General features: G+C 34.8%; 17 protein-coding genes. 15 read left to right on the top strand and 2 right to left on the bottom strand.

Annotation, left to right across the window (positions count from 1 at the left end; genetic code table 11):
• The first annotated feature begins 896 nt into the window (after positions 1 to 896).
• The 13 genes from ACZLO7_RS13175 to ACZLO7_RS13115 all read left to right on the top strand — a co-directional run bounded on the left by ACZLO7_RS13175 (position 897) and on the right by ACZLO7_RS13115 (position 14661).
• Positions 897 to 1475: a YitT family protein gene (locus tag ACZLO7_RS13175; protein WP_464937581.1), complete on the top strand. Its 579-nt coding sequence runs from the start codon at positions 897 to 899 to the stop codon at positions 1473 to 1475.
• 815 nt (positions 1476 to 2290) lie between these two features.
• Positions 2291 to 3313, top strand: coding sequence for a LacI family DNA-binding transcriptional regulator (locus ACZLO7_RS13170; protein ID WP_464937582.1), 1023 nt, complete (start codon positions 2291 to 2293; stop codon positions 3311 to 3313).
• Positions 3314 to 3416: 103 nt separating this feature from the next.
• Positions 3417 to 4568, top strand: coding sequence for a Gfo/Idh/MocA family protein (locus ACZLO7_RS13165; protein WP_464937583.1), 1152 nt, complete (start codon positions 3417 to 3419; stop codon positions 4566 to 4568).
• Between the two features lie 27 nt (positions 4569 to 4595).
• Positions 4596 to 5597, top strand: a complete 1002-nt coding sequence (locus ACZLO7_RS13160; protein WP_464937584.1) for an ABC transporter permease — start codon at positions 4596 to 4598, stop codon at positions 5595 to 5597.
• Positions 5598 to 5609: 12 nt separating this feature from the next.
• Positions 5610 to 6488: a carbohydrate ABC transporter permease gene (locus tag ACZLO7_RS13155; protein WP_464937585.1), complete on the top strand. Its 879-nt coding sequence runs from the start codon at positions 5610 to 5612 to the stop codon at positions 6486 to 6488.
• A 33-nt stretch (positions 6489 to 6521) separates the two neighbouring features.
• Positions 6522 to 8138, top strand: coding sequence for an extracellular solute-binding protein (locus ACZLO7_RS13150; RefSeq protein ID WP_464937586.1), 1617 nt, complete (start codon positions 6522 to 6524; stop codon positions 8136 to 8138).
• Between the two features lie 64 nt (positions 8139 to 8202).
• Positions 8203 to 8883 carry a YesL family protein gene (locus ACZLO7_RS13145; protein ID WP_464937587.1) on the top strand — a complete coding sequence of 227 codons (681 nt, stop codon included), beginning with the start codon at positions 8203 to 8205 and terminating at the stop codon, positions 8881 to 8883.
• Complete coding sequence (gene nagA / locus ACZLO7_RS13140; protein ID WP_464937588.1) at positions 8880 to 10067, top strand: N-acetylglucosamine-6-phosphate deacetylase; 1188 nt, start codon at positions 8880 to 8882, stop codon at positions 10065 to 10067. Before ACZLO7_RS13145 ends, nagA begins: the two co-directional genes overlap by 4 nt.
• Before the next feature lie 71 nt (positions 10068 to 10138).
• Positions 10139 to 10870 carry a GntR family transcriptional regulator gene (locus ACZLO7_RS13135; RefSeq protein WP_464937589.1) on the top strand — a complete coding sequence of 244 codons (732 nt, stop codon included), beginning with the start codon at positions 10139 to 10141 and terminating at the stop codon, positions 10868 to 10870.
• Between the two features lie 75 nt (positions 10871 to 10945).
• Positions 10946 to 11788, top strand: coding sequence for a class II fructose-bisphosphate aldolase (locus tag ACZLO7_RS13130; RefSeq protein WP_464937590.1), 843 nt, complete (start codon positions 10946 to 10948; stop codon positions 11786 to 11788).
• Positions 11785 to 12714, top strand: coding sequence for a 1-phosphofructokinase (gene pfkB / locus ACZLO7_RS13125; RefSeq protein ID WP_464937591.1), 930 nt, complete (start codon positions 11785 to 11787; stop codon positions 12712 to 12714). Before ACZLO7_RS13130 ends, pfkB begins: the two co-directional genes overlap by 4 nt.
• Before the next feature lie 16 nt (positions 12715 to 12730).
• Entirely contained in the window at positions 12731 to 13747 is a 1017-nt protein-coding gene (locus ACZLO7_RS13120; RefSeq protein ID WP_464937592.1) for an SIS domain-containing protein, read from the top strand.
• A gap of 17 nt (positions 13748 to 13764) precedes the next feature.
• Positions 13765 to 14661 (top strand): ROK family protein, encoded by an 897-nt coding sequence (locus ACZLO7_RS13115; RefSeq protein ID WP_464937593.1) that lies wholly within the window; start codon positions 13765 to 13767, stop codon positions 14659 to 14661.
• Between the two features lie 39 nt (positions 14662 to 14700).
• On the opposite strand, the gene ACZLO7_RS13110 is transcribed toward ACZLO7_RS13115, so the two are convergent.
• Both ACZLO7_RS13110 and ACZLO7_RS13105 read right to left on the bottom strand, forming a co-directional pair.
• Positions 14701 to 15798 carry an ABC transporter ATP-binding protein gene (locus ACZLO7_RS13110; protein ID WP_464937594.1) on the bottom strand — a complete coding sequence of 366 codons (1098 nt, stop codon included), beginning with the start codon at positions 15796 to 15798 and terminating at the stop codon, positions 14701 to 14703.
• A gap of 92 nt (positions 15799 to 15890) precedes the next feature.
• The gene (locus ACZLO7_RS13105; protein WP_464937595.1) at positions 15891 to 16805 is read right to left on the bottom strand and encodes a PucR family transcriptional regulator; all 915 of its coding nucleotides are present in this window, start codon (positions 16803 to 16805) and stop codon (positions 15891 to 15893) included.
• Between the two features lie 908 nt (positions 16806 to 17713).
• Here ACZLO7_RS13105 and ACZLO7_RS13100 point away from each other — a divergent pair.
• Together ACZLO7_RS13100 and ACZLO7_RS13095 are read left to right on the top strand one after the other, a co-directional pair.
• Positions 17714 to 18751, top strand: a complete 1038-nt coding sequence (locus tag ACZLO7_RS13100) for a hypothetical protein (protein ID WP_464937596.1) — start codon at positions 17714 to 17716, stop codon at positions 18749 to 18751.
• Between the two features lie 334 nt (positions 18752 to 19085).
• Positions 19086 to 20642, top strand: coding sequence for a spore germination protein (locus tag ACZLO7_RS13095; RefSeq protein ID WP_464937597.1), 1557 nt, complete (start codon positions 19086 to 19088; stop codon positions 20640 to 20642).
• Positions 20643 to 20682: the final 40 nt, after the last annotated feature.

Genomic DNA, 20682 nt, shown 5'->3' with positions numbered 1-20682 from the left:
ACCACTAAATAAAAGCTCACCCTCAAAGTTTGTACTAAGAAAGTGAGCTGAACAAGGTCTTTATCTTATCTAGAAGAAGTAACAGAAAAGAAGTCTAGAATAAATCAATAATTAACTTTATTAGTTCTTGGGAAGAGCCAGAGATCGGTGGTACACCAGATCAAAAGAAATCGTTGAAAAGTTTAAGGGATTTATGAAAGAATAAATATGTGCTTTTAAAAGGTGGCTTCACTGTTTGTGCATACTCTGTTCATATTGTCTTTGCAGGGAGTACTTTAGACTAAAAGAAACAATTTTTGAAATAAGCTAATGTGGATTTATACCGCATAGGCTTATTTTTTTTATGAAATAAGTATGAGGTTTTTTCAAGTACGTAAGTCAGATACAATCTAAAATTTCTATTTTAACGCTCAGACAGCAACTTGTTTCGATAATTAATCTAATTGTTTTGATTGATTATCTTTATTTTTAGAACTTTGGTTATTTGCTTTTGCTAACTTTTCTTGTAGCGTAAAGCGTGCTGCAATAGCTGAATTCCATCACTAGAAAAAAACTTCTTTAGAATTTTTCTTGAAACGAATTACAAGCCAGTATCCATTCATCTTAATTATTTTATGTTTTGTTACAAGGTATGTAACTAGTCCTAAGCATTTTTGGAAATGGAACAATTGTTAAGGAGGAAGAAGATGAGCATCTAGAAGGGGCGCTACTCTCTTTTAACAACACAGGACTATTAAAACGAAACCTATTAAAAAGAATAGGGGAACAAATAAATTAAAATTAGCTTCTTCTAATGCTAGTCCAGTGTAAAGGAAGTCGATGAGAAACAGCTTTACATTTTCAGTTAAATGATTGCATAAGGTATCTACATGTGGAATTTTTGGAGGTAAAGCTATATGTATTTTTTGAAAAAAAGTATGATAGTGATTGTTGGCAGTATCTTAGTATCTTTAGGTATAAATTTATTTTTAGCACCCTACGAAGTATTGGATGGAGGTCTTATAGGTTTAGGATTAATTTCTAATTACATATGGGGACTAAAAGTCGGACTCATAATTATGCTTTTAAGTATCCCCATTTTTATTATTGCTTGGTTTCACTACCGAGATTATTTCTATAATAGTTTACATGGTTTGATTGTGTCTTCCTTTTTTATTGATATTTTAGAATCTGTTCATTTCATAGTTCATATTGATGCAGTCTACAGCTCAATTTTAGGGGGAATCCTCATAGGCCTTGGCGATGGGTTAATGTTACGATTTAAGACAAGTACTGGTGGTACAGATCTGATAGCTCAGTTCATAAATGATAAAACGGGTATAAATGTTGGCAGTCTTATTCTTTTTATTGATTCGATTGTTATTTTTTTAGGAGGTCTCATATTATCCTTTGATACTTTTTTTCTCTCTATTATCACAGTACTTGTTATAGGGATGACTATTAATATTTTCACGAAAAATGTTGTACAAACATGAGTAGTGATTACTATAAAATACCTTTCTAAACGAGATGGGGTAGAGAAAGAATCGCAATCTAGAAATCCTGTCTTTTCTCAGCTAATAAATTAGTGAGGCTTCCATATAATTAATGATAATATGGCCCTTAAATAAAGGACAAAAATCCTTAACGAAAAGGTAAAAACACGACTGAGGTTAGAATATGAAATATGATAAAGAGCGATAGCCAATGGCCGTCGTTTTTTTTATCCCCCAAAAAAATCTAAAGTTATTAAGTTTCTTCTATATAAAAATAGATAGTTCCTCACGTTTATATATATTTACAAATTAAGTATAAATTGTAATTATTTTTAAAAAACACAAATATAATATAGACAGAAATTACTGCAATACATACTAATATTTCTTAACACAACCTACAAATTCCATTCATTTCTTGCTGCTTTTTGAATTGAATTCTAGAAATAAATAGTCTATTTTTAGGTTCTCAGAATTATGAAACTAATGTTAAAAAAATGCTTGAATCTCCTGATAATTCTATGTTTATAGTTGTTAACTATTAAAAAAACGCATTATATTAACGCCATTTTAATGGTGAATTATGTTAATAAAGTAAATGAAAAAATATATTGACAATTAATATTACGAATTATATATTGTATTTAGTAACAATTTTCAGAATATAAAGAATGCGTTAAATTTTTTTGGTTAAACTTGTACCTACAACCTGTTGACCTAATATTTATTACGATAAATATTTTCCTATATTACTATAAGATATGCTGTATAATAATAGGAATTGAAAACGGTTGCAAGGAAATGAGGTACATTAAATGGTCAGATTAAAAGAAATAGCAGAACATGTTGGTGTTTCAATTACGACAGTTTCTCGCGTCATAAAAAATGATCCTTCACGAAATGTGAATCCTGATACGAAGAAGAAAATATGGAAAGCAGTAAAAGAGTTAGGTTACACACCAAATGAATATGCTAGACAACTTGTCTCATCTTCAGCGCAAGAGAAGAAGCGTACAAAGAGGATAGCATGGCTCGCAAGTCCACGTTTGGCGGAAACTAACCCCTACTTTTCTAAGATTTATTCAGGCATTAGCGAAACATTAAATGATGCGGGTTACACGTTATTATTGATAAGCAATGAGGATTTAGAAGATGATGCACTTTTTCATCAAATAATTCGAGAAAAAGAAGTAGATGGTGTATTACTAATTGATGAAGTTGATGCAAATAAACTTCTTGAGATTAAGGATTTAATTCCTGTTGTTGGCGTGGACTTTAACTATAGTGATCATGCAATTTCTACTGTGGATTATGATAGAGAAGAAGCTGCATATCAAGCTGTTGAACATTTAATCACAAAAGGTCATCGTAAAATTGGTTTCATCGGCGGTGGAATTGGAATTGAAATGACGAAAGAAAAACGTTTCAAAGGCTATAAAAAGGCAATGAATGATTTCAAATTAGCAATTGAAGAGCGCTGGATCATGAATTCTGATTGGTGCATGGAACAAAGCTATCTAGCAGCAAAAGAATTATTGAGTGAGACAAAAACTAATCGTCCAACCGCGATTTTTTGTGCAGGTGATTTACTTGCAATAGCAGCAATGCGGGCTGCACATGAACTAGGGCTTCATATCCCAAGTGATATTGCATTCATTGGAATAGATAATAATGAAATGGCACAATACATTGTTCCAGCGTTATCAACTGTATCGGTTCCACAATATGAAATGGGTGTAATTGCAGCAAAAACGTTAATGGGTCAAATTGAAGATAACCCTAAATTGGCGTTGAAAACTTTATTGCCATTTGAATTATTAGTTCGACAGTCTACATAAAAATCGTAAATAAATTTTTTAGAATCATTTTGGAAAACGTTTTCCGGAAATCAGGAAAAATCCCCCCGTTATTTAAATAATAAAAAATAGATGAGGTGTAAAAATGAAAAAAGTACGAATTGGTGTTATTGGTGCAGGATTACGTGGTGGACTTGCCCAGTATTGGCACAAACCAGAGGGTGAATCAGAGGTTGTTGCACTAGCTGATCTATCTCAAGAACGATTAGAAAAGTTTCAAGAAAAAATCGGATCCCCGTTATTTTTAACAAAAGACTACAAAGAATTATTAACACGTGATGATATCGATGCAATTGCAGTATTGTCTCCAGATTATTTACATGAAGAACATGTAATTGCGGCTCTTGAAGCTGGAAAACATGTGTATTCTGAAAAACCACTTGCTATTACGGTCGAGGGATGTGACCGAATTATTGAAGCTTGGAAAAAATCAGGTAAACATTTAATGGTTGGATTTAACATGCGTTATATGAGCATGTACCAAACTATGAAAGACATCATTGACTCGGGTGCTATCGGAGAATTGAAAACTATTTGGGTTCGTCACTTCGTAGGATTTGGTGGTTATTTCTACTACCACGATTGGCACGGGAATTCAAAAAATACAACTTCTCTTCTATTACAAAAAGGTTCACATGATCTTGATGTTATTCATTGGATTTCAGGTAAATATGCTACGAAAGTTTCAGCATTTGGTTCACTTGATTATTACGGAGGCGACAAGCCAAACAATTTAACATGTCCTGAATGTGATCTAAAGAATACGTGTCCTGAATACGTTCCACATACATTTACGGAATGTGCTTTCCGAGAAGAAATCGATGTGGAAGACAACAATATGCTTATTATGGAACTTGAAGGTGGCATTAAGGCATCATATTTACAATGTCATTTCACACCAGATTATGAACGTAATTATACATTTATCGGTACAAAAGGTCGTTTAGAAAACGATGATGTAAACAATAAAATTTACTTGAAAACACGTAAAACTAACACTGTGAAAGAGTTTAGTAATGTAACATACGAAATGAAACCAGAAGAGGGAAGTCATGGCGGAGCAGATCCGAAAATTGCACAAGATTTTATTGAATTAATCTTGCGTAATAAACAACCTCTTACAACACCTTTTGCTGGAAGAATGAGTGTAGCAGTTGGATGTGCAGCTACTGAATCAATCCGTTCTGGTGGTAAAGTAGTTAACATTTCACAAGAATCTACTATCGTACACAGTTAATATGTTTGTAAGAAAAGGGGTGTGACCATGACTAAACTGGTTGAAGGCATAGGTTATGTAGAAGAAATAGAGAAAAGTGAAGAAAAGAAGCAGTTAAAAAATAGACCTAAGTTGAAGAAAAGTGCCCGAATTGAATGGAAGAAATCTTTCAAAAAAAATTGGGAACTGTATCTATTACTTACGCCTGTTATTTTATACTTTCTTGTATTTCATTACTTTCCACTTTACGGTCTACAGATCGCTTTTAAAGATTTTATCGCGACAAAAGGGATTATGGGGAGTCCTTGGGTAGGGTTTAAACACTTTGAGAGATTCTTCGATAGTTATTATTTCTGGAGACTTATTAAAAACACTGTAGGAATTGGCCTTTTCACGCTTGTAGTTTCATTTCCAGTTCCTATCATTCTAGCACTTATGCTAAATGAAGTGAAAAGCTTACGTTATAAGAAATTTGTTCAAACAGTAATTTATGCACCGCATTTCTTATCAACGGTTGTTGTCGTTGGGATGCTATTGCTGTTCTTAAAACCTGAAGGACTAGTCAATCAAGTAATTACGCTTTTTGGAGGTAATTCAATTGATTTTATAACAGAGCCAGGTTGGTTTAAATCTTTGTTTGTTGTTTCTGATGTATGGCAAACAATGGGATGGAGCTCAATAATATATATTGCTGCACTTGCAGCTGTGGATCCCGCACAACATGAGGCCGCAATGATTGATGGTGCATCAAAATTCCAACGAATTATTCATATTAACATTCCGGCGATTATGCCTACAATAGTAATTCTGTTCATTTTGAATGCAGGTTCAGTTATGGCAGTCGGATTCGAAAAAGTATATCTTATGCAAAATGATTTAAATATGTCGACGTCTGATGTTATCTCAACTTTCGTTTACCGAAGCGGAATATTGGAAGCTCAATATAGTTTCTCAGCTGCAGTTGGACTGTTCAACTCGCTCATTAACTTCATCATGCTCATCATGGTAAATCAAATTGCGAAAAAAGTGAATGAGACAAGTCTATGGTAAGGGGTGACTAACTTGAGAGAAACTAAAACAGATCGCGCGTTTAATGTATTCAACATTGTATTTCTTGCAATTGTCGCTTTACTAGTAATCTATCCATTGTTTTTTGTTCTCAGTGCATCTTTAAGTAACCCACAGTATGTTTTATCAGGTGAACTGTGGTTATGGCCTAAAGAATTTACATTAGATGCATATGAAAAGGTATTCAAGAACGAGGATATTATTAGTGGTTTTGTGAACACATTGAAATATACAGTATTTGGTACTATCTTGAATGTTATCATGACCATTCTAGCTGCATATCCGTTGTCACGTAGAGATTTAAAGGGACGAGGATTGATTATGGCATTTATTGTTTTCACAATGTTCTTTAGTGGAGGGCTTATTCCTACATATTTACTTATTCGTGATTTAGGAATGTTAAATACGTTTTGGGTTATGGTTATCCCAAATGCTGTTGCAGTTTGGAATATTATCATAATGCGTACGTTCTTCCAATCTATTCCTCATGAGTTAGAGGAGTCGGCGATGATTGATGGTGCAGGGAATTTCAAAATTCTTTGGAGTATTGTACTTCCTTTATCGTTCCCAGTAATAGCAGTAATGGTACTTTTCTATTCAGTAGGCCATTGGAATTCATACTTCCAAGCTTTGATTTATTTGCAAGATCAAGATAAGTTTCCACTTCAATTGATTCTACGTCAAATATTAATTCAAGGTCAAACTGATGACATGATTAAAGCAACTTCTGAAAGCTTTTTAGCTCAACAACTAAGTGTTGAAGGGTTGAAATATGCAGTACTGATTGTAGCAAACTTGCCGATGCTTATGCTTTATCCGTTTTTACAACGTTATTTTGTAAAAGGGGTTATGATTGGCTCACTTAAGGGGTAACAAAGAAAACAGATATACAAGGGGGAGATTGTATTGAAGAAGAGGTATTTTGCTGGTATTGTAACAAGTCTATTATTAACAACTAGTATTTTAGGAGCTTGCTCTAGTGATGAAGGAACAACTGGGAAGAGTGAAAATGTAGATAACGTTAATAAAACAGGTATGCCTATTGCTAAAGAAAAAATTGAAGTTGATGGTTTTGGAGCAAAATTCTTTGCATCACAAGATTGGAACAAATTGATGCTTTGGGATGAGTACGCCAAAAAGTCAAATATTGAAGTGAACTGGAAAACAGTACAGATTGAAGCATTAATTGAGAAAAGAAATTTATTGCTTGCAGCTGGAGATTATCCAGAATTATTCTTTGCGTCAGCTTTTCCTAAAACAGATTTAATTAAATATGGGAAGCAAGGTGTTTTTCTACCATTAAACGACTATATTGATGAATACGCACCAAATTTTAAGAAAATTATGGAAGAGTATCCATCGGTAAAACAGGGTGTTACAATGGCAGATGGCAATATTTACGGATTCCCTACAATCTATGACCCAAAATTTGAATCTCTACATGCAGGAACACCATGGATCAAAGAGGATTGGTTGAAAAAATTAGGATTAAAAGAGCCAGAAACTACAGATGAATTGTATACAGTATTGAAAGCTTTTAAAGAGAAAGACCCAAATGGTAATGGAAAAGCGGATGAAATTGGGTGGGGCGGCGGATATACTATTAAGCCATTCATCAATTATTTACGCGGGTCATTTGGTCTAAACAAGCAAGGGACTATGAACTTGAATCTTGACTTTAAAGAAGGTACTGAAGAATTCCGCTTTGTTCCTGCTACTGATGAATATAAAGAATTACTTAAGTATTTAAATAAGCTGTATACAGAAGGTTTGATTAACCAAGATGTGTTCACAGTTGAACCACAACAGTTTGCTGCAGAAGCGTCTAAAGGTAATGTTGGTATGATAGACGACGTTGACCCAAAAGAATTACTTAAACTTGATGGATATGTAGGTGTACCAGTTCTTGAAGGTCCTACAGGTGAGCGTTCTTACAACGCAGTTTCAAATGGACTTGGAAACTTGGGCATGTTCGTATTAACAGATAAGGCTAAAAACCCTGAAGCATTAGTTCGCTGGATCGATTACCTTTACGGTGATGAAGGTACGAAAATGTTCTTCATGGGCTTTGAAGGCGTAACATATGAAGAAGATAAAGATGGTAAGTTCAAATATCTTCCGGAAATTACAGATAACCCTAAAGGGAAGAATATGGACCAGGCAATCAGTGACTACTTAACTTGGCCAGGAGGATATTATCCTGGAATTGTTAAACAAAAATTCTTCCAAGGTGCTGAAGGAACAGAAGCTTCTTTACAAAATGCAAAAAAGGCTAAACCATATGTTATTAAAGACGAAGACATCATTCCTGGTTTGAATTATACTCTAGATGAGAATGATGAAGTTAGTGCGATTACGACAGATGTACAGACATATATTGATGAAATGACTGCAGGATTTATTACTGGTAAACAGGACTTCAGCAAGTGGGATGACTACAAGAAAAATCTTGATAAAATGAAAGTACAAGATTATCTTAAAATTGCTCAAACAGCATACGATCGCTCTAAAAGTGAAAAGTAAATTTAAAATTGCTCATACAAGGATTTCCTTGTATGAGTTTTACCCTTTAAGGGAGGGAGTATAATTGAACTTAAACGGATGGAAAGGGAAACTCTATTGGTTCGTAGAATTTGTAACGATGCTAGCTGTGCTGCAACTAATGTGGATTGGATTAACTTTATTAGGTCTAATTATTTTTGGTATATCACCAGCTACTGTTGGACTATTTTCGATAATGAGAAAAAGGTTACATGGTCAGGATGATTTAAAAACACTTATCAAAAATTATTGGAAAGTATATAAAAAAGAGTTTATTAACTCAAATAAGATTGGTGTTATTTTAATTGGTATTGGTTATTTTTTAATAATCAATTTGAAAATTGTGTTAAATATGAGTGGTAGTTATAGTTTATTAATGCTGACGTTAATTGTCATGATAACGATTTTGTATGCTGTAATGGTAATGAATATATTCCAAGTGTTTGCCCATTACGACCTGCCATTCTCTCGTTATTTTTCGACATCTCTTCTATTAAGTATTTCGTTTCCACTCCAAATGCTTGGTTCAATTATCGGTCTCTATGTACTGTATCGAATTTTCTTATTCATACCAGGACTCCTGCCGTTTTTTGGAATAAGTGTAACGATACTGTTTCTCTCATGGATGTCATCCCAGATTTTCAAGTTAAAAGGTGAATCGGATGGGTCAATACAGAAAGAAGATAAGAATACTAAACGGCAATTTGAAGAAGGTACAATATCATGAAAACTATAATATTAATTAACGCAACAATTGTCCTTGAAAAAACAATTGTTGAAAATGGATTTGTTTATATAAAAGGTGAAAAGATTGACTCGGTTGGGAACATGGAAGATTGTCCTCTTTATAGTGATGTGGATCAAGTGTTTGATTGTACCGGTAAACAATATGTTATTCCCGGTATGATTGATATACATGTGCATGGTGCTGCAGGGTATGATTTTATGGACTCAACTAAAGAATCCTTTGAAGAAATAGCTCATGCACTTGCAAAAGAGGGGACAACTTCATTTCTTGCAACAACGATGACAAATCCAATACTACATATTAATGAGGTTATTAAGAAACTTGCAAACTATATGGAAGCTAGTAATCTATCAGGTGTAGCTGAAATGATAGGCATTCATGTTGAAGGACCATTCATTAATAAAGAACAAAAAGGGGCACAACCGGAAGATGCTATTTTAGCTCCTAATGTTAGTTTGTTTAAAGAGTGGCAAACTCTATCTCGAGATACAATTAAAGTTTTAACATTTGCTCCTGAACAAGATAACAATTTTGAGTTGCTAAAAGAACTTAAAAGTAACGGTGTAATCCCATCAATGGGGCATACGGATGGCTCTTATAATGAATGTTTACAAGCTATAAATAATGGAGTGGAACATGCTACGCATCTTTTCAATGGTATGAAAGGGTTACACCACCGTGATCCAGGAGTCGTAGGGAGTGCACTATTAAATGATGATATGTATGTTGAAATGATTCCAGATGGTATTCATTTTCATCCGGATTTATTGAAAATGGTTTTAAAGATGAAAGGACTTGAAAGGATACTTGTTATAACTGACGGTATTCGAGCTAAGGGAATGTCCGATGGTGTTTATGATTTAGGAGGTCAAAAGGTAACGGTTACTGATGGGAAATGTATATTAACGTCCACAGGCTCACTTGCAGGAAGTATCCTAACGATGAATAAGGCAAGATTAAATCTTATAAAATGGCTTGGCCTTACTATACACGAACAACTCCAGGTCACATCATCTAATCAAGCTAAGCGTCTAGGGTTATTTGATAGAAAAGGATCCATTCAAGTAGGAAAAGATGCTGACCTCGTAGTTCTAGGGGGAAATGGAATGGTAGAGTTGACAATTTGTAGAGGATCAGTTGCCTATCAAAATAATGATGCATGAAAATAATGTAAATCTTTATGAAAAAATGATATATTGAAATTATGAAGAAGTAAGAAAAGGATGAATAGGGTATGAAACCGTTAGATCAAAAAAGCATAATTCCATTATATCATCAACTAAAGCAACGCTTAGATGCTCGAATTAGAGGAGGTGAATGGAAACCAGGTGATAAAATCGATTCTGAAAATCGTTTAATGGAGTTGTTTCAAGTAAGTAGAAACACAGCGAAAAAAGCGATTGAAGAATTAGTTCAAGAAGGTACACTTTACCGGATACAAGGGAAAGGGACTTTTGTTTCTAAACCTAAATTTGAACAATCACTAGGTGGTTTTTATAGTTTTAGTCGAGTATTACAAGAAAAAGGTCTACATCCAACAGATCATGTGCTTGAAGTGAAGGAAGTTGAGCCTTCAGCAACTGTAAGGGAAGGTCTACAACTCCCAGAAGGTGAAATGGTTATTGAAATGAAACGATTGCGCTGCGCAGAAGACGAGCCAATCATTCTTGAATCATCATTTATGCCAAAATCCGTTATTCAAGATATGTCTGTATTACATGAAGTAGGAACATTTTCCCTTTATGATTTATTGGCTGATCGTTATAACGTGATTGTTGTTCGAGCAAAAGAGGCTTTTGAACCGGTACTTATTAGAGAGGGAGAAAGTGTCCTCCTAGAAACGGAAGTAGGAAAACCTGCATTACTTTTGGAACGAACGGCATATGATACGAATAATCGCCCAGTAGAATTTTGTATTTCAATTGTAAGGGGAGATCGTTGTAGATTTTACACAGACCTTCATTAATACTCATAGAATTTTCTATGAGTTTTTAAATAGTTAGAGTTAACCCAACAACCCATCTATAGGAGGATGAAAAGTATGTCATTAGTAACGACGAAAGAAATGTTAAAAGACGCTTATGATAATCATTATGCAATTGGTGCATTCGGTGCGCACAATTTAGAAATTATTAAAGCAGTAATTGCAGGTGCTGAAGCAACAGGTTCACCAGTTATTCTACAAACAACTGCGAGCACATATAAATACGTAGAAATGCCGTACATGATTGCAATGGCAAAAGCTGCTGCCGAACAAGCAAAAGTGCCAGTAGCACTTCATCTAGACCATGGTGAATCATTTGATGTTGTTATGGAATGTTTACGTGCAGGTTATACATCTATTATGATTGATGGGTCAAAACTTCCTTTAGAAGAAAATATTGCGCTTGTACGTAAAGTAACAGATGCTGCAAATGCTATCGGTGTTCCAGTAGAAGCAGAACTAGGTACAATTGGTGGCGTAGAAGATGATCTTGAGCTTGAAGAGTCTAAAGCATTTTTTACTGATCCAGTAATTGCTGAACGATTTGTACGAGAAACAGGAATTTATTCGTTTGCTCCAGCATTTGGAACGGCACACGGAAACTATAAAAAAGAACCAAAATTACAATTTAATTTACTAGAAGAAATTCAAAATTTGACAAATGTCCCACTAGTTATGCACGGAGCATCAGGTGTACCTGATGAGAGTTTAAGAAAAGCCTTAGATTATGGCGTTGCAAAAGTGAACTTCTCAACTGAATTGAAAGACATGTTCGCAGAAGGGGTTCGAGCATTCTTCAAAGAGTATCCAAACGAAAATGACCCACGCAAATACTTTATGCCTGCACGAGAAGCGCTAATTGAATTAGTTAAATCAAAGATTGTAACGTTACAAAAATGATAACAACAATCACGTTAAACGCAGCGATCGATCAAGTATACGAAGTTGAATCGTTAGCTGTTGGAGGTACGAATCGAGTTTCAGCAATAATTCAAGAAGCGGGCGGTAAAGGCATAAATGTTGCAAAAGTGCTTCAACTTTCTGGTGTAAATGTCAATGTCGGCGGGTTTGCAGGCGGCATAAACGGTGAAAGAATTCGTCAATTACTTTTGAAGAAAAGTATTCCTAATGAGTTAATTCAAGTTGAAGGTGAAAGCCGAGTCTGTTTAACGGTGCTAGATACAAAGAATAGTAAAGTGACAGAATTACTTGAAAGTGGTCCAGAGATTACAGCACAGGAATGGCAAACAATGCTCAATTGGGTTGACCAACAATCAAAATGTGTGAAGTGGTTTGCATTATCTGGAAGTTTGCCGAAAGGTTTATCAACAACGGCGTATGCTGAACTTATTGAGATAATCAATAAAAACGGGGCAAAGGTGATACTAGATTCAAGCGGAGATGCTTTACGAGAAGGCATCAAGGCAAAACCTTTTGCAATTAAGCCGAATGAATTTGAAATTGCGGCAATTCTAGGAAAAGCAACTGTAAATGAAACGGATTTACTAGATATAGGGAAACGTTTTGTGGATGATGGAGTTGAGCATGTCTGCTTTAGTTTAGGAGAAAAAGGTGCGATTTTTGTTAATCAAAATGGCTATTTTAAAGCAGATGCACCGAAAGTAGAGGTTGTTAACACTGTAGGAAGTGGAGATGCCTTTGTAGGCGGTTTGTTATATGGATTAGCCAATGGTGAAGAACCTTTTGTAACTTATAAAAGGGCATTAGCTTGTGGTTCAGTTAATGCAATGTATAGCAAAATTGGTTGCATTGATTCGAAACAAGTAGAAGAATTAATGGAGCAAATTACAATTATAAAATTATAGATAGGGGATAAAAACTATGTATACTTATAAAGAAATAACTGGTCAGGGCCAACAACTTCAAAAGACTCTTGAGATTGTTGAGAATATAAATATTGAAATCGGGGATGTAGATCAAGTGCTATTTACAGGATGTGGAACATCGTATTACATAGCAGCTACAGCAGCAAAGTATTTCCAAACAGTGACAGGCGTATTTGCTTCAGCAATTCCAGCTTCTGAATTATTCCTTCATACATCGTCATGTATAGTACCAGGGAGAAAATATCTTATTGTTGCAATTTCAAGGTCGGGAACAACATCTGAAATCCTTATCGCTTTGGAGCATTTAAAAGGCCATGCGGATCTTAGTACGTTAGCAATTACATGTAATGCTGAAACACCGATGGCAACTGCGGCAGATAATGTGATTGCACTTGATCATATTTCTGAAAAGAGCGTCGTAATGACACAATCATTCTCAAATATGTTGTATGGTTTACAAGTGTTTGCTGCAAAACAAGCAAATTCAACAGACAATTTAAATGAATTAAAACAAGTACCACAATTGGTTACAGATGCATTAGCGAATGAAGATTTAACAAAAGTTGTTGCTGAGGATCTTTCTAAGAAACGCTTTATCTTCTTAGGATCGGGGTCATATAATGGTATAGCTAAAGAAGCAACATTAAAATTAAAAGAAATGACGCAAACAGAATGTGAAAGCTATTCGAACTTGGAATTTAGACACGGTCCAATTTCAATCGTAGATGATACTACCGTTGTAATTTTGATGACTCAACTAGAAACTGCTAATTATGATCAAGCACTTGTTAAGGATATTCAAAGGCTTGGAGGCTGCGTACTTACTATAGGAACTACGCCTGTAGGGTTTGAAGCTGACCACATTATTAAATTGACTGCTGAAATTAACGATTTAAATAGACATGGAGTTTATGTACCATATCTACAATTACTTGCTTATCAACGTGCGATTCATCTTGGATATAATCCAGATAAGCCACGTAATCTTACACAAGTTGTTAAATTGTCGTAATTGGATGGTGATTATAAATGGAATACATTTTAGTAGCCGATGTTGGAGGTACTAAATTAGCAACAGCTTTATTTCGCAAAGACGGAACCATTATAGGAGAGAACGTCATCCCAAGTGAAAAACATGACGGCGAAAAACTATTCCATTCACTAGTAGATTCATTTAAGAATCTACTAGTGAATTCATGTGTATATAAGGATGATGTTATGGGAGTTGCATTAGGAATTCCTGGCATTGTCGATTCTGAAAATGGGATAGCAGTTTTTCAAAACAATCTTCCTTGGAGAGACTTTCCACTAGTAGATAGATTAGCTATTGAGTTTCCCAAAATAAAAATTAAGATAGACAATGACGTTTATATGGCTACTTGGGGAGAGTATACAAACCGTGGATTCTCTAAAGAGTCCATGGTTTATGTGACGCTAAGCACTGGTATATCTTGCTGTTCAATTCATCAAGGAAAGTTTATACGCGGAGCTGGCATGGCAGGAGAAATTGGATTTAGCCTTACAGACACTCCTGATACAACGTTAGAACCTTTAGTTTCTGGCCCTGCATTAGAGTCAAAAGGGCGTAACCACTTTAATAATCCTAATTTGAAATTGAATGAAATGATGGAGTTATATTATCAAGGCGACGATGCAACCGTTTCAATAATAAATGATGCTGTCACTTGTTTAGCTAAAGAAATATATCATATACTCGTCTTTTTAGATCCGCATTGTATTGTACTTGGTGGTGGTGTTTTCAATCATCATCCAGAGCTCATCGAAGCAGTGAAGAAAGAGCTCAGACAGTATCTTAGACATCCATTGTTAAATGGCAAAGAAGAACGGATTGAAGCAAGCGTACATAAGGGCGAAGCGGTATTACGTGGTGTCGCATCAACAATAATAGAAGATAATAATAATTAAAATAAACCCACATCCAGACTACCGGATGTGGGTTCTTCGTTATCTAATTCGACTGTTTGTATCTTTATCGAAGAAATGACTTTTTGATAAATCAAATGCAAGTTTAATCTTTTGCCCTGGTTGAATAAGAGAGTCTGAGGATAAACGAGCTATATATTGTTGACCATCTAGTGCAGAATAAACCATCAATTCTGCCCCAGTTAATTCAGACACTTCAATATTTGCTTCTATAGTAGAGTCACTATTCTGAGCTAGTACTGCTGGATCCTCAGAAATATGTTCTGGTCTAACGCCAAGAATAATTTCTTTACCGTTATAACCTTGATTGTTTAAGATAGCTAGTTTTTCTTGAGGGATTTTCAACAAAACACTGCCAGCTTTGAAGTAGCCGCTGTCAATTGTACCTTCAAAAAAGTTCATTGCTGGTGAGCCTATAAACCCGCCAACAAATACGTTTTCGGGATTCTCATATACATCTTTAGGAGTTCCAATTTGTTGGATTAGTCCGTCTTTCATAACAACAAGTCGTGAAGCCATTGTCATAGCTTCAGTTTGGTCATGCGTCACATAAATTGTAGTAGTTTTCAAGCGTTTATGTAATTTTGCGATTTCAGCACGCATTTGAACACGTAATTTAGCATCCAAGTTCGATAATGGTTCATCCATTAAGAATACTTTCGCATCACGGACAATTGCACGACCTAGTGCAACACGTTGGCGTTGTCCACCGGATAATGCCTTTGGTTTTCGATCTAAATATGGCTCAAGATCTAGAATGCTTGCTGCATTTTTTACTCGCTTTTCAATTTCTGCTTTAGAGAATTTTCTAAGTTTTAAACCGAATGCCATGTTATCATAGACAGTCATATGAGGATAAAGTGCATAGTTTTGGAAAACCATTGCGATATCTCGTTCTTTAGGAGGGACATTGTTCATAGATTTTCCATCAATGCTAAATTCCCCATCAGAAATTTCTTCAAGGCCTGCAATCATACGAAGTGTTGTCGATTTCCCACAACCAGAAGGACCTACAAGAACGATGAATTCTTCATCTTGCACACGTAAATTAAAATTAGAAACTGCCGTGCTTCCATCATCATAAACTTTATAAATATCTTCAAGAACCATTTTCTCCATATTAAGCACCCCTTTGATATCTCTTGATATATAAAAGTTTATCAATCTTAGCCAAAACATCATATGTATAATGTGCACAATTTTCTGACGTATTAATTGTGCGCTTTGTCCTCATTTTCACTAGCTATCAAACTTGCACAATAAGAAACCAGCGCTCCATCAAAATACCGTACAGAAATACCAGTAATATCTTGGAATTTTGTAAGACGATATTGAAGCGTATTTCTATGTACATGCAATTCTTTAGCAGTAACTGAAGCATTAAACCCATTTTCAAAAAAGAGCTGAACAGTTTGGAGTAACTCCATATCATACTCAATTGGTTCTAATACTTCTTTATGGATCATTTGCTTCATATCGTCTGACATTTGGTCAATTAAACTATAAGGAAAAGTCTTTTCCATCGTGTATATTTGTTCAGAACGGTTTCTCGAAAGTCCTTTGATAAACCATTCTTTTTCTTTTAAAAAATGGGGAGAAAAGGGTACAACTGTCGAATGAAATTTCCCGATATACAACTGGACTTTTAAAAAGAAATCACTCTCAAGCGCGACGATAAAAGAAGAGAATTCATCATAGGTATGTATATAGGACGACTTCTGTTCTATAAGGACTGCATCATGTGAAGAAATGAAAATAAGTTGAAGTGCATCTTCAAAATATGCACTAACGGCTTGTTTCAAATCGGATTCTACTTCATCTTTTTCCTTAAAGTGAAGTTGTATAATACGTATCTCACAATCCTCTTGTAAAGGAACAGGTCCGTTATCTTGAAGAAATTGAATCCATTTATCCGCTATGGAATTACTTGTTGATGGAGTTGGTTTTATTTCTTTAAATAGAGAAACTAGTAGTGCATACTCACGATCAGATACTTCCTTTTTATCAACGGTCATCCATGTGTTAGTGTGTTCGTTATGGAAAATATATTTATTTTTTTCGCATTTAATAGGGCATTCGGTTAATAGATCAATAGTAGGGAAAAGTGTTGTTAGGTTATTGGACACTATTTTGATTCTCCTATCTTGAAGCAATTAGAACACACGTATAAATGTTCTTTTCCTGCTTATGATGTAATTCTAGTAGATTTCATATATATGATACTAAAGGGAGACAATCGAAAGTAAACGTACCTATATTTCTATTATAAGATAAGTAACCCTTTTCAACATAACTGAATTTTTAAAAATTTACAAAGATTAAAATGCAAAGTAGTCATTCTCAAGCTATATAAGGCATATTAATTAAGTCTAGGGTAAATATATTAAAATCAGATACTTCCTTCATTAATATGGGACTCCAAATATAGTAAGAAGCGTCATGGTTTTGACAATTATTTCTTTAGAGAATCAAGCGTGTTGATTAACTAATTTTAACCATAGTGATATTGAAAAATAATAGTTTTATTCTCTAACAGATGTATTGATTAGGGAGATAATAGGTTGTTAATTACCGCTAAAATGGTTTCTATGTTCGATATTAATATTTGTTTGTTACTACATTTTTAGTTGATTGTAGCGGAGGGTGCTCGACTCCTGCGGGAAATGCAAGCAAACCGAGACTCTGCACGGAGCGTAGCGAAGGAAGCGGCTCGGTACTTGCCCGCGGAAAGCGAGCATCTCGTAGGGGAAATCAACCTATCTATGAGGTTGTTAATTACCGCTAAAATGTTTTTTATGTTCGATATTAACATTTGTTTGTTACTACATTTTTAGTTGATTGTAGCGGAGGGTGCTCGACTCCTGCGGGAAATGCAAGCGAACCGAGACCCTGCACGGAGCGTAGCGAAGGAAGCGGCTCGGTACTTGCCCGCGGAAAGCGAGCATCCCGTAGCGGAAATCAATCTATCACTTTGATAGCAAGAATCCTGTTGAATCTAGTCTGTAGAAATGAATAATTAATAGGGGGTAGTTATATGAAAAAGGCCATGCTTATCATCATTCTATTTATCGTATCACTTACAATTTTTGCACCAAAGGAAATTGCAGCAGCGACTAAGGAATTTTATGTTGTAAAAGATAGTGATCATGTATCGAGTGGTATCTACTTTGCCGACCCTAATGAGCAAGAAAATCCGCTAGTTATGTTCAATCTTTATAATACTAATAATAAAGTGAAAAAAACACTGGGTTTAAAGGATCTTACGGCTCAGTATAAAATAACTTCTAATGTTGGAAATCCCATACATGATTTTAATAGTTCTATCTTTACACTCCAAAATGAGGAATCTACAGTATACTTCACATTGCCCGTCTTTCGTACAGAAAGTCTCTTTGGACCAGCAGAAGGCTACGCTTTAAATTTATATGAAATGACAGAAAATGGGGAGAAAAGGTTAGTTATAGAGGATTATATTCCATCCAATACTGTCACACCGTTTACTATAATAGGATCTAATTTATTTTATGTTACTTATAATGAACAGTCGATGTTTGAATATGATCTTAAAGTATATGATTTAAAATCGAAAGAGTTAAAGACATTACAGAAATCGGTTGATAGCTTTTGGCTAAAAGATGATGTGATTTATTTCACTAATGATGGGATGCTTAATTCAATAAATCAAGATGGCGGAGATATAAAACAATTCAAATCTATTGATTATTTATACAATGCTTTAGGTTTTGAGGCGAAAAGTTTTGGTGTCACCATAAATGGGGTCCTAATTTATTATAATGCTAAAATAGGAAGTTATTATTATTTAGATACGATGAACGGTAAGAGCTATAAGTTCCCGAAAATCAATTTTTATGAGGGAAATCAATATATTGACTATCCAACTCGAAGTATTATTTATACAGACAAAAAGGGCATAAAAATATATGATGGAAAAACAAAGAAAACGATACTGATTAAAAAAACAAAGGCAGTTGCCTACATTCATCAGGTGAATATGGAAACTAGAAAAATCCAATATGTAGACGGTAGTCATTTGTATGAAATCGAATTTTAAATGAATTTATTAGAGGGATAATTATCATAAAACCACAAGAAGCTTATAAAATGTTACTTGTGGTTTTATTTTTCGCCTTTCTTAATGCTAGAAAAGTTGAGATTTTATTAAAATTGGATTCTTAATAATGATTAAATTATTCAACATTTTTGTCTTGTATACGAGTAAACAAAATAAGTAAATAGGATAAAACCCATTCTTACCTCTAATTAGGGGGAATGGGTTTTTGTTTTTATATTAAATTTTAATTTTATAGCAAATTATGTATAAAGGACTGTAAGGCAAGTACATACTTTTTCCAAGATACAATCCAATCGGAGGAGGGGAATTCACAATGAGCTTTTCAGAAAAAAATACTACTAATTCTCCTGATTCAAAAACTAAAGAATCTCAAAAACTAATCTTAACGCGACTTTCTGAAAATATAAAAAAAATCAAAGAAGTCCTTGGAAATAGCTCAGATATCATTATACGTGAGGTTGCAATTGGGAAATCTAAAAAGCAGCGTATTGCAATTATTTATACTGACGGACTAGCTGATAAAACGGCTATTACAGATTTTATCATGGAATCTCTAATGTTGGATTTAGATACTACTCTCGACACAAAACCGGAAGATGTTATCCAATATCTAAAGGATTTTTGTCTTACAGTGGGTGATGTTACTGATATTCCTGATTTTCAAACATTATTTCATTCTATTCTAAATGGAGAGACAGTCATACTGCTAGAAGGACAAACTAAAGGTATTTCCGCAAGTACAAAAAGTGCAAAGGATCGAGCGGTATCTCAGCCTACTACAGAATCAGTTGTCAAAGGGCCTCAGGAGTCATTTACAGAAACTCTTCGTACGAATACGGCATTGATTCGACGCAAAATTAAAAGTCCAAATCTTTGGATAAAATCAAGGGTTATCGGAAAAGTAACACAAACAGACGTTGCTGTCATGTATATAAATGGTACTGCAAACGATAAAATAGTTAAAGAGGTATTTACTCGTTTAGATCGTATTGATATCGATGGAATTCTTGAGAGTGGATATATTGAAGAGATGATTCAAGATTCTAATTACACACTTTTCCCCACCGTCTATAACTCAGAGCGTCCAGATGTCATTGCAGCAGAACTATTAGAGGGGAAAATAGCTATCCTAGTAGATGGCACTCCGTTTGTCCTTATTGTGCCTGCAATACTTACATCTTTTTTACAATCTGCAGAGGATTACTATCAACGCTCAATCGTTAGCACTCTTATACGTATTTTAAGGCTTGGGGGAATAATTGCTGCTTTATTAGCACCTTCGCTTTATATCGCAATAACTACCTTTCATCAAGAAATGCTGCCGACACCTATGCTCATAAGTATTGCTTCACAACGAGAAGGGGTACCGTTTCCAGCATTTGTTGAAGCTATAATTATGGAGGTTGCCTTTGAAATATTAAGAGAAGCTGGGCTCCGAATGCCTAGGACAATAGGGCCGGCGGTGTCAATTGTAGGTACATTAGTTATCGGACAAGCAGCGGTAGAAGCGGGGATTGTCTCAGCGGTAATGGTTATTATTGTGTCTATAACAGCCATCTGTAGTTTCCTTTTTCCGGCATATGAAATGTCCAGTACAATTCGTGTATTACGATTTCCTTTAATGGTATTATCTGCCGCCTTTGGTTTATTTGGAGTCTTTATGGGTACGATGGCCATAATCCTTCATTTATGTAGTCTTCGCTCTTTTGGAGTACCTTATATGACTCCTTTTGCACCACTAATCCCGGAGGACCAAAAGGATGCGATTCTACTGTTTCCACGTAGTTCCTTATTAACTCGACCTCGTTTAATCAATCAAATTAATACTAAAAGAGGAAGTAGTTCTTCTAATAATGATGCAAATAATTAACAATATTAGTATGCAAAATAGTAATGATAGAGGTGATCGA

The sequence above is a fragment of the Viridibacillus sp. d25.2 genome (assembly GCF_055456015.2).
The sequence above is the reverse complement of the archived record's forward strand: the minus strand, read 5'-3'. Positions and strand labels throughout refer to the sequence as shown.

Excerpts from the sequence above, each read along its gene's own strand:
- nagA (WP_464937588.1), top strand. The coding sequence starts at position 8,880 with ATGAAAACTATAATATTAATTAACGCAACAATTGTCCTTGAAAAAACA.
- ACZLO7_RS13095 (WP_464937597.1), top strand. The coding sequence starts at position 19,086 with ATGAGCTTTTCAGAAAAAAATACTACTAATTCTCCTGATTCAAAAACT.
- pfkB (WP_464937591.1), top strand. The coding sequence starts at position 11,785 with ATGATAACAACAATCACGTTAAACGCAGCGATCGATCAAGTATACGAA.
- ACZLO7_RS13160 (WP_464937584.1), top strand. The coding sequence starts at position 4,596 with ATGACTAAACTGGTTGAAGGCATAGGTTATGTAGAAGAAATAGAGAAA.
- ACZLO7_RS13170 (WP_464937582.1), top strand. The coding sequence starts at position 2,291 with ATGGTCAGATTAAAAGAAATAGCAGAACATGTTGGTGTTTCAATTACG.
- ACZLO7_RS13135 (WP_464937589.1), top strand. The coding sequence starts at position 10,139 with ATGAAACCGTTAGATCAAAAAAGCATAATTCCATTATATCATCAACTA.
- ACZLO7_RS13175 (WP_464937581.1), top strand. The coding sequence starts at position 897 with ATGTATTTTTTGAAAAAAAGTATGATAGTGATTGTTGGCAGTATCTTA.
- ACZLO7_RS13100 (WP_464937596.1), top strand. The coding sequence starts at position 17,714 with ATGAAAAAGGCCATGCTTATCATCATTCTATTTATCGTATCACTTACA.
- ACZLO7_RS13110 (WP_464937594.1), bottom strand. The coding sequence starts at position 15,798 with ATGGAGAAAATGGTTCTTGAAGATATTTATAAAGTTTATGATGATGGA.
- ACZLO7_RS13130 (WP_464937590.1), top strand. The coding sequence starts at position 10,946 with ATGTCATTAGTAACGACGAAAGAAATGTTAAAAGACGCTTATGATAAT.
- ACZLO7_RS13120 (WP_464937592.1), top strand. The coding sequence starts at position 12,731 with ATGTATACTTATAAAGAAATAACTGGTCAGGGCCAACAACTTCAAAAG.
- ACZLO7_RS13115 (WP_464937593.1), top strand. The coding sequence starts at position 13,765 with ATGGAATACATTTTAGTAGCCGATGTTGGAGGTACTAAATTAGCAACA.
- ACZLO7_RS13165 (WP_464937583.1), top strand. The coding sequence starts at position 3,417 with ATGAAAAAAGTACGAATTGGTGTTATTGGTGCAGGATTACGTGGTGGA.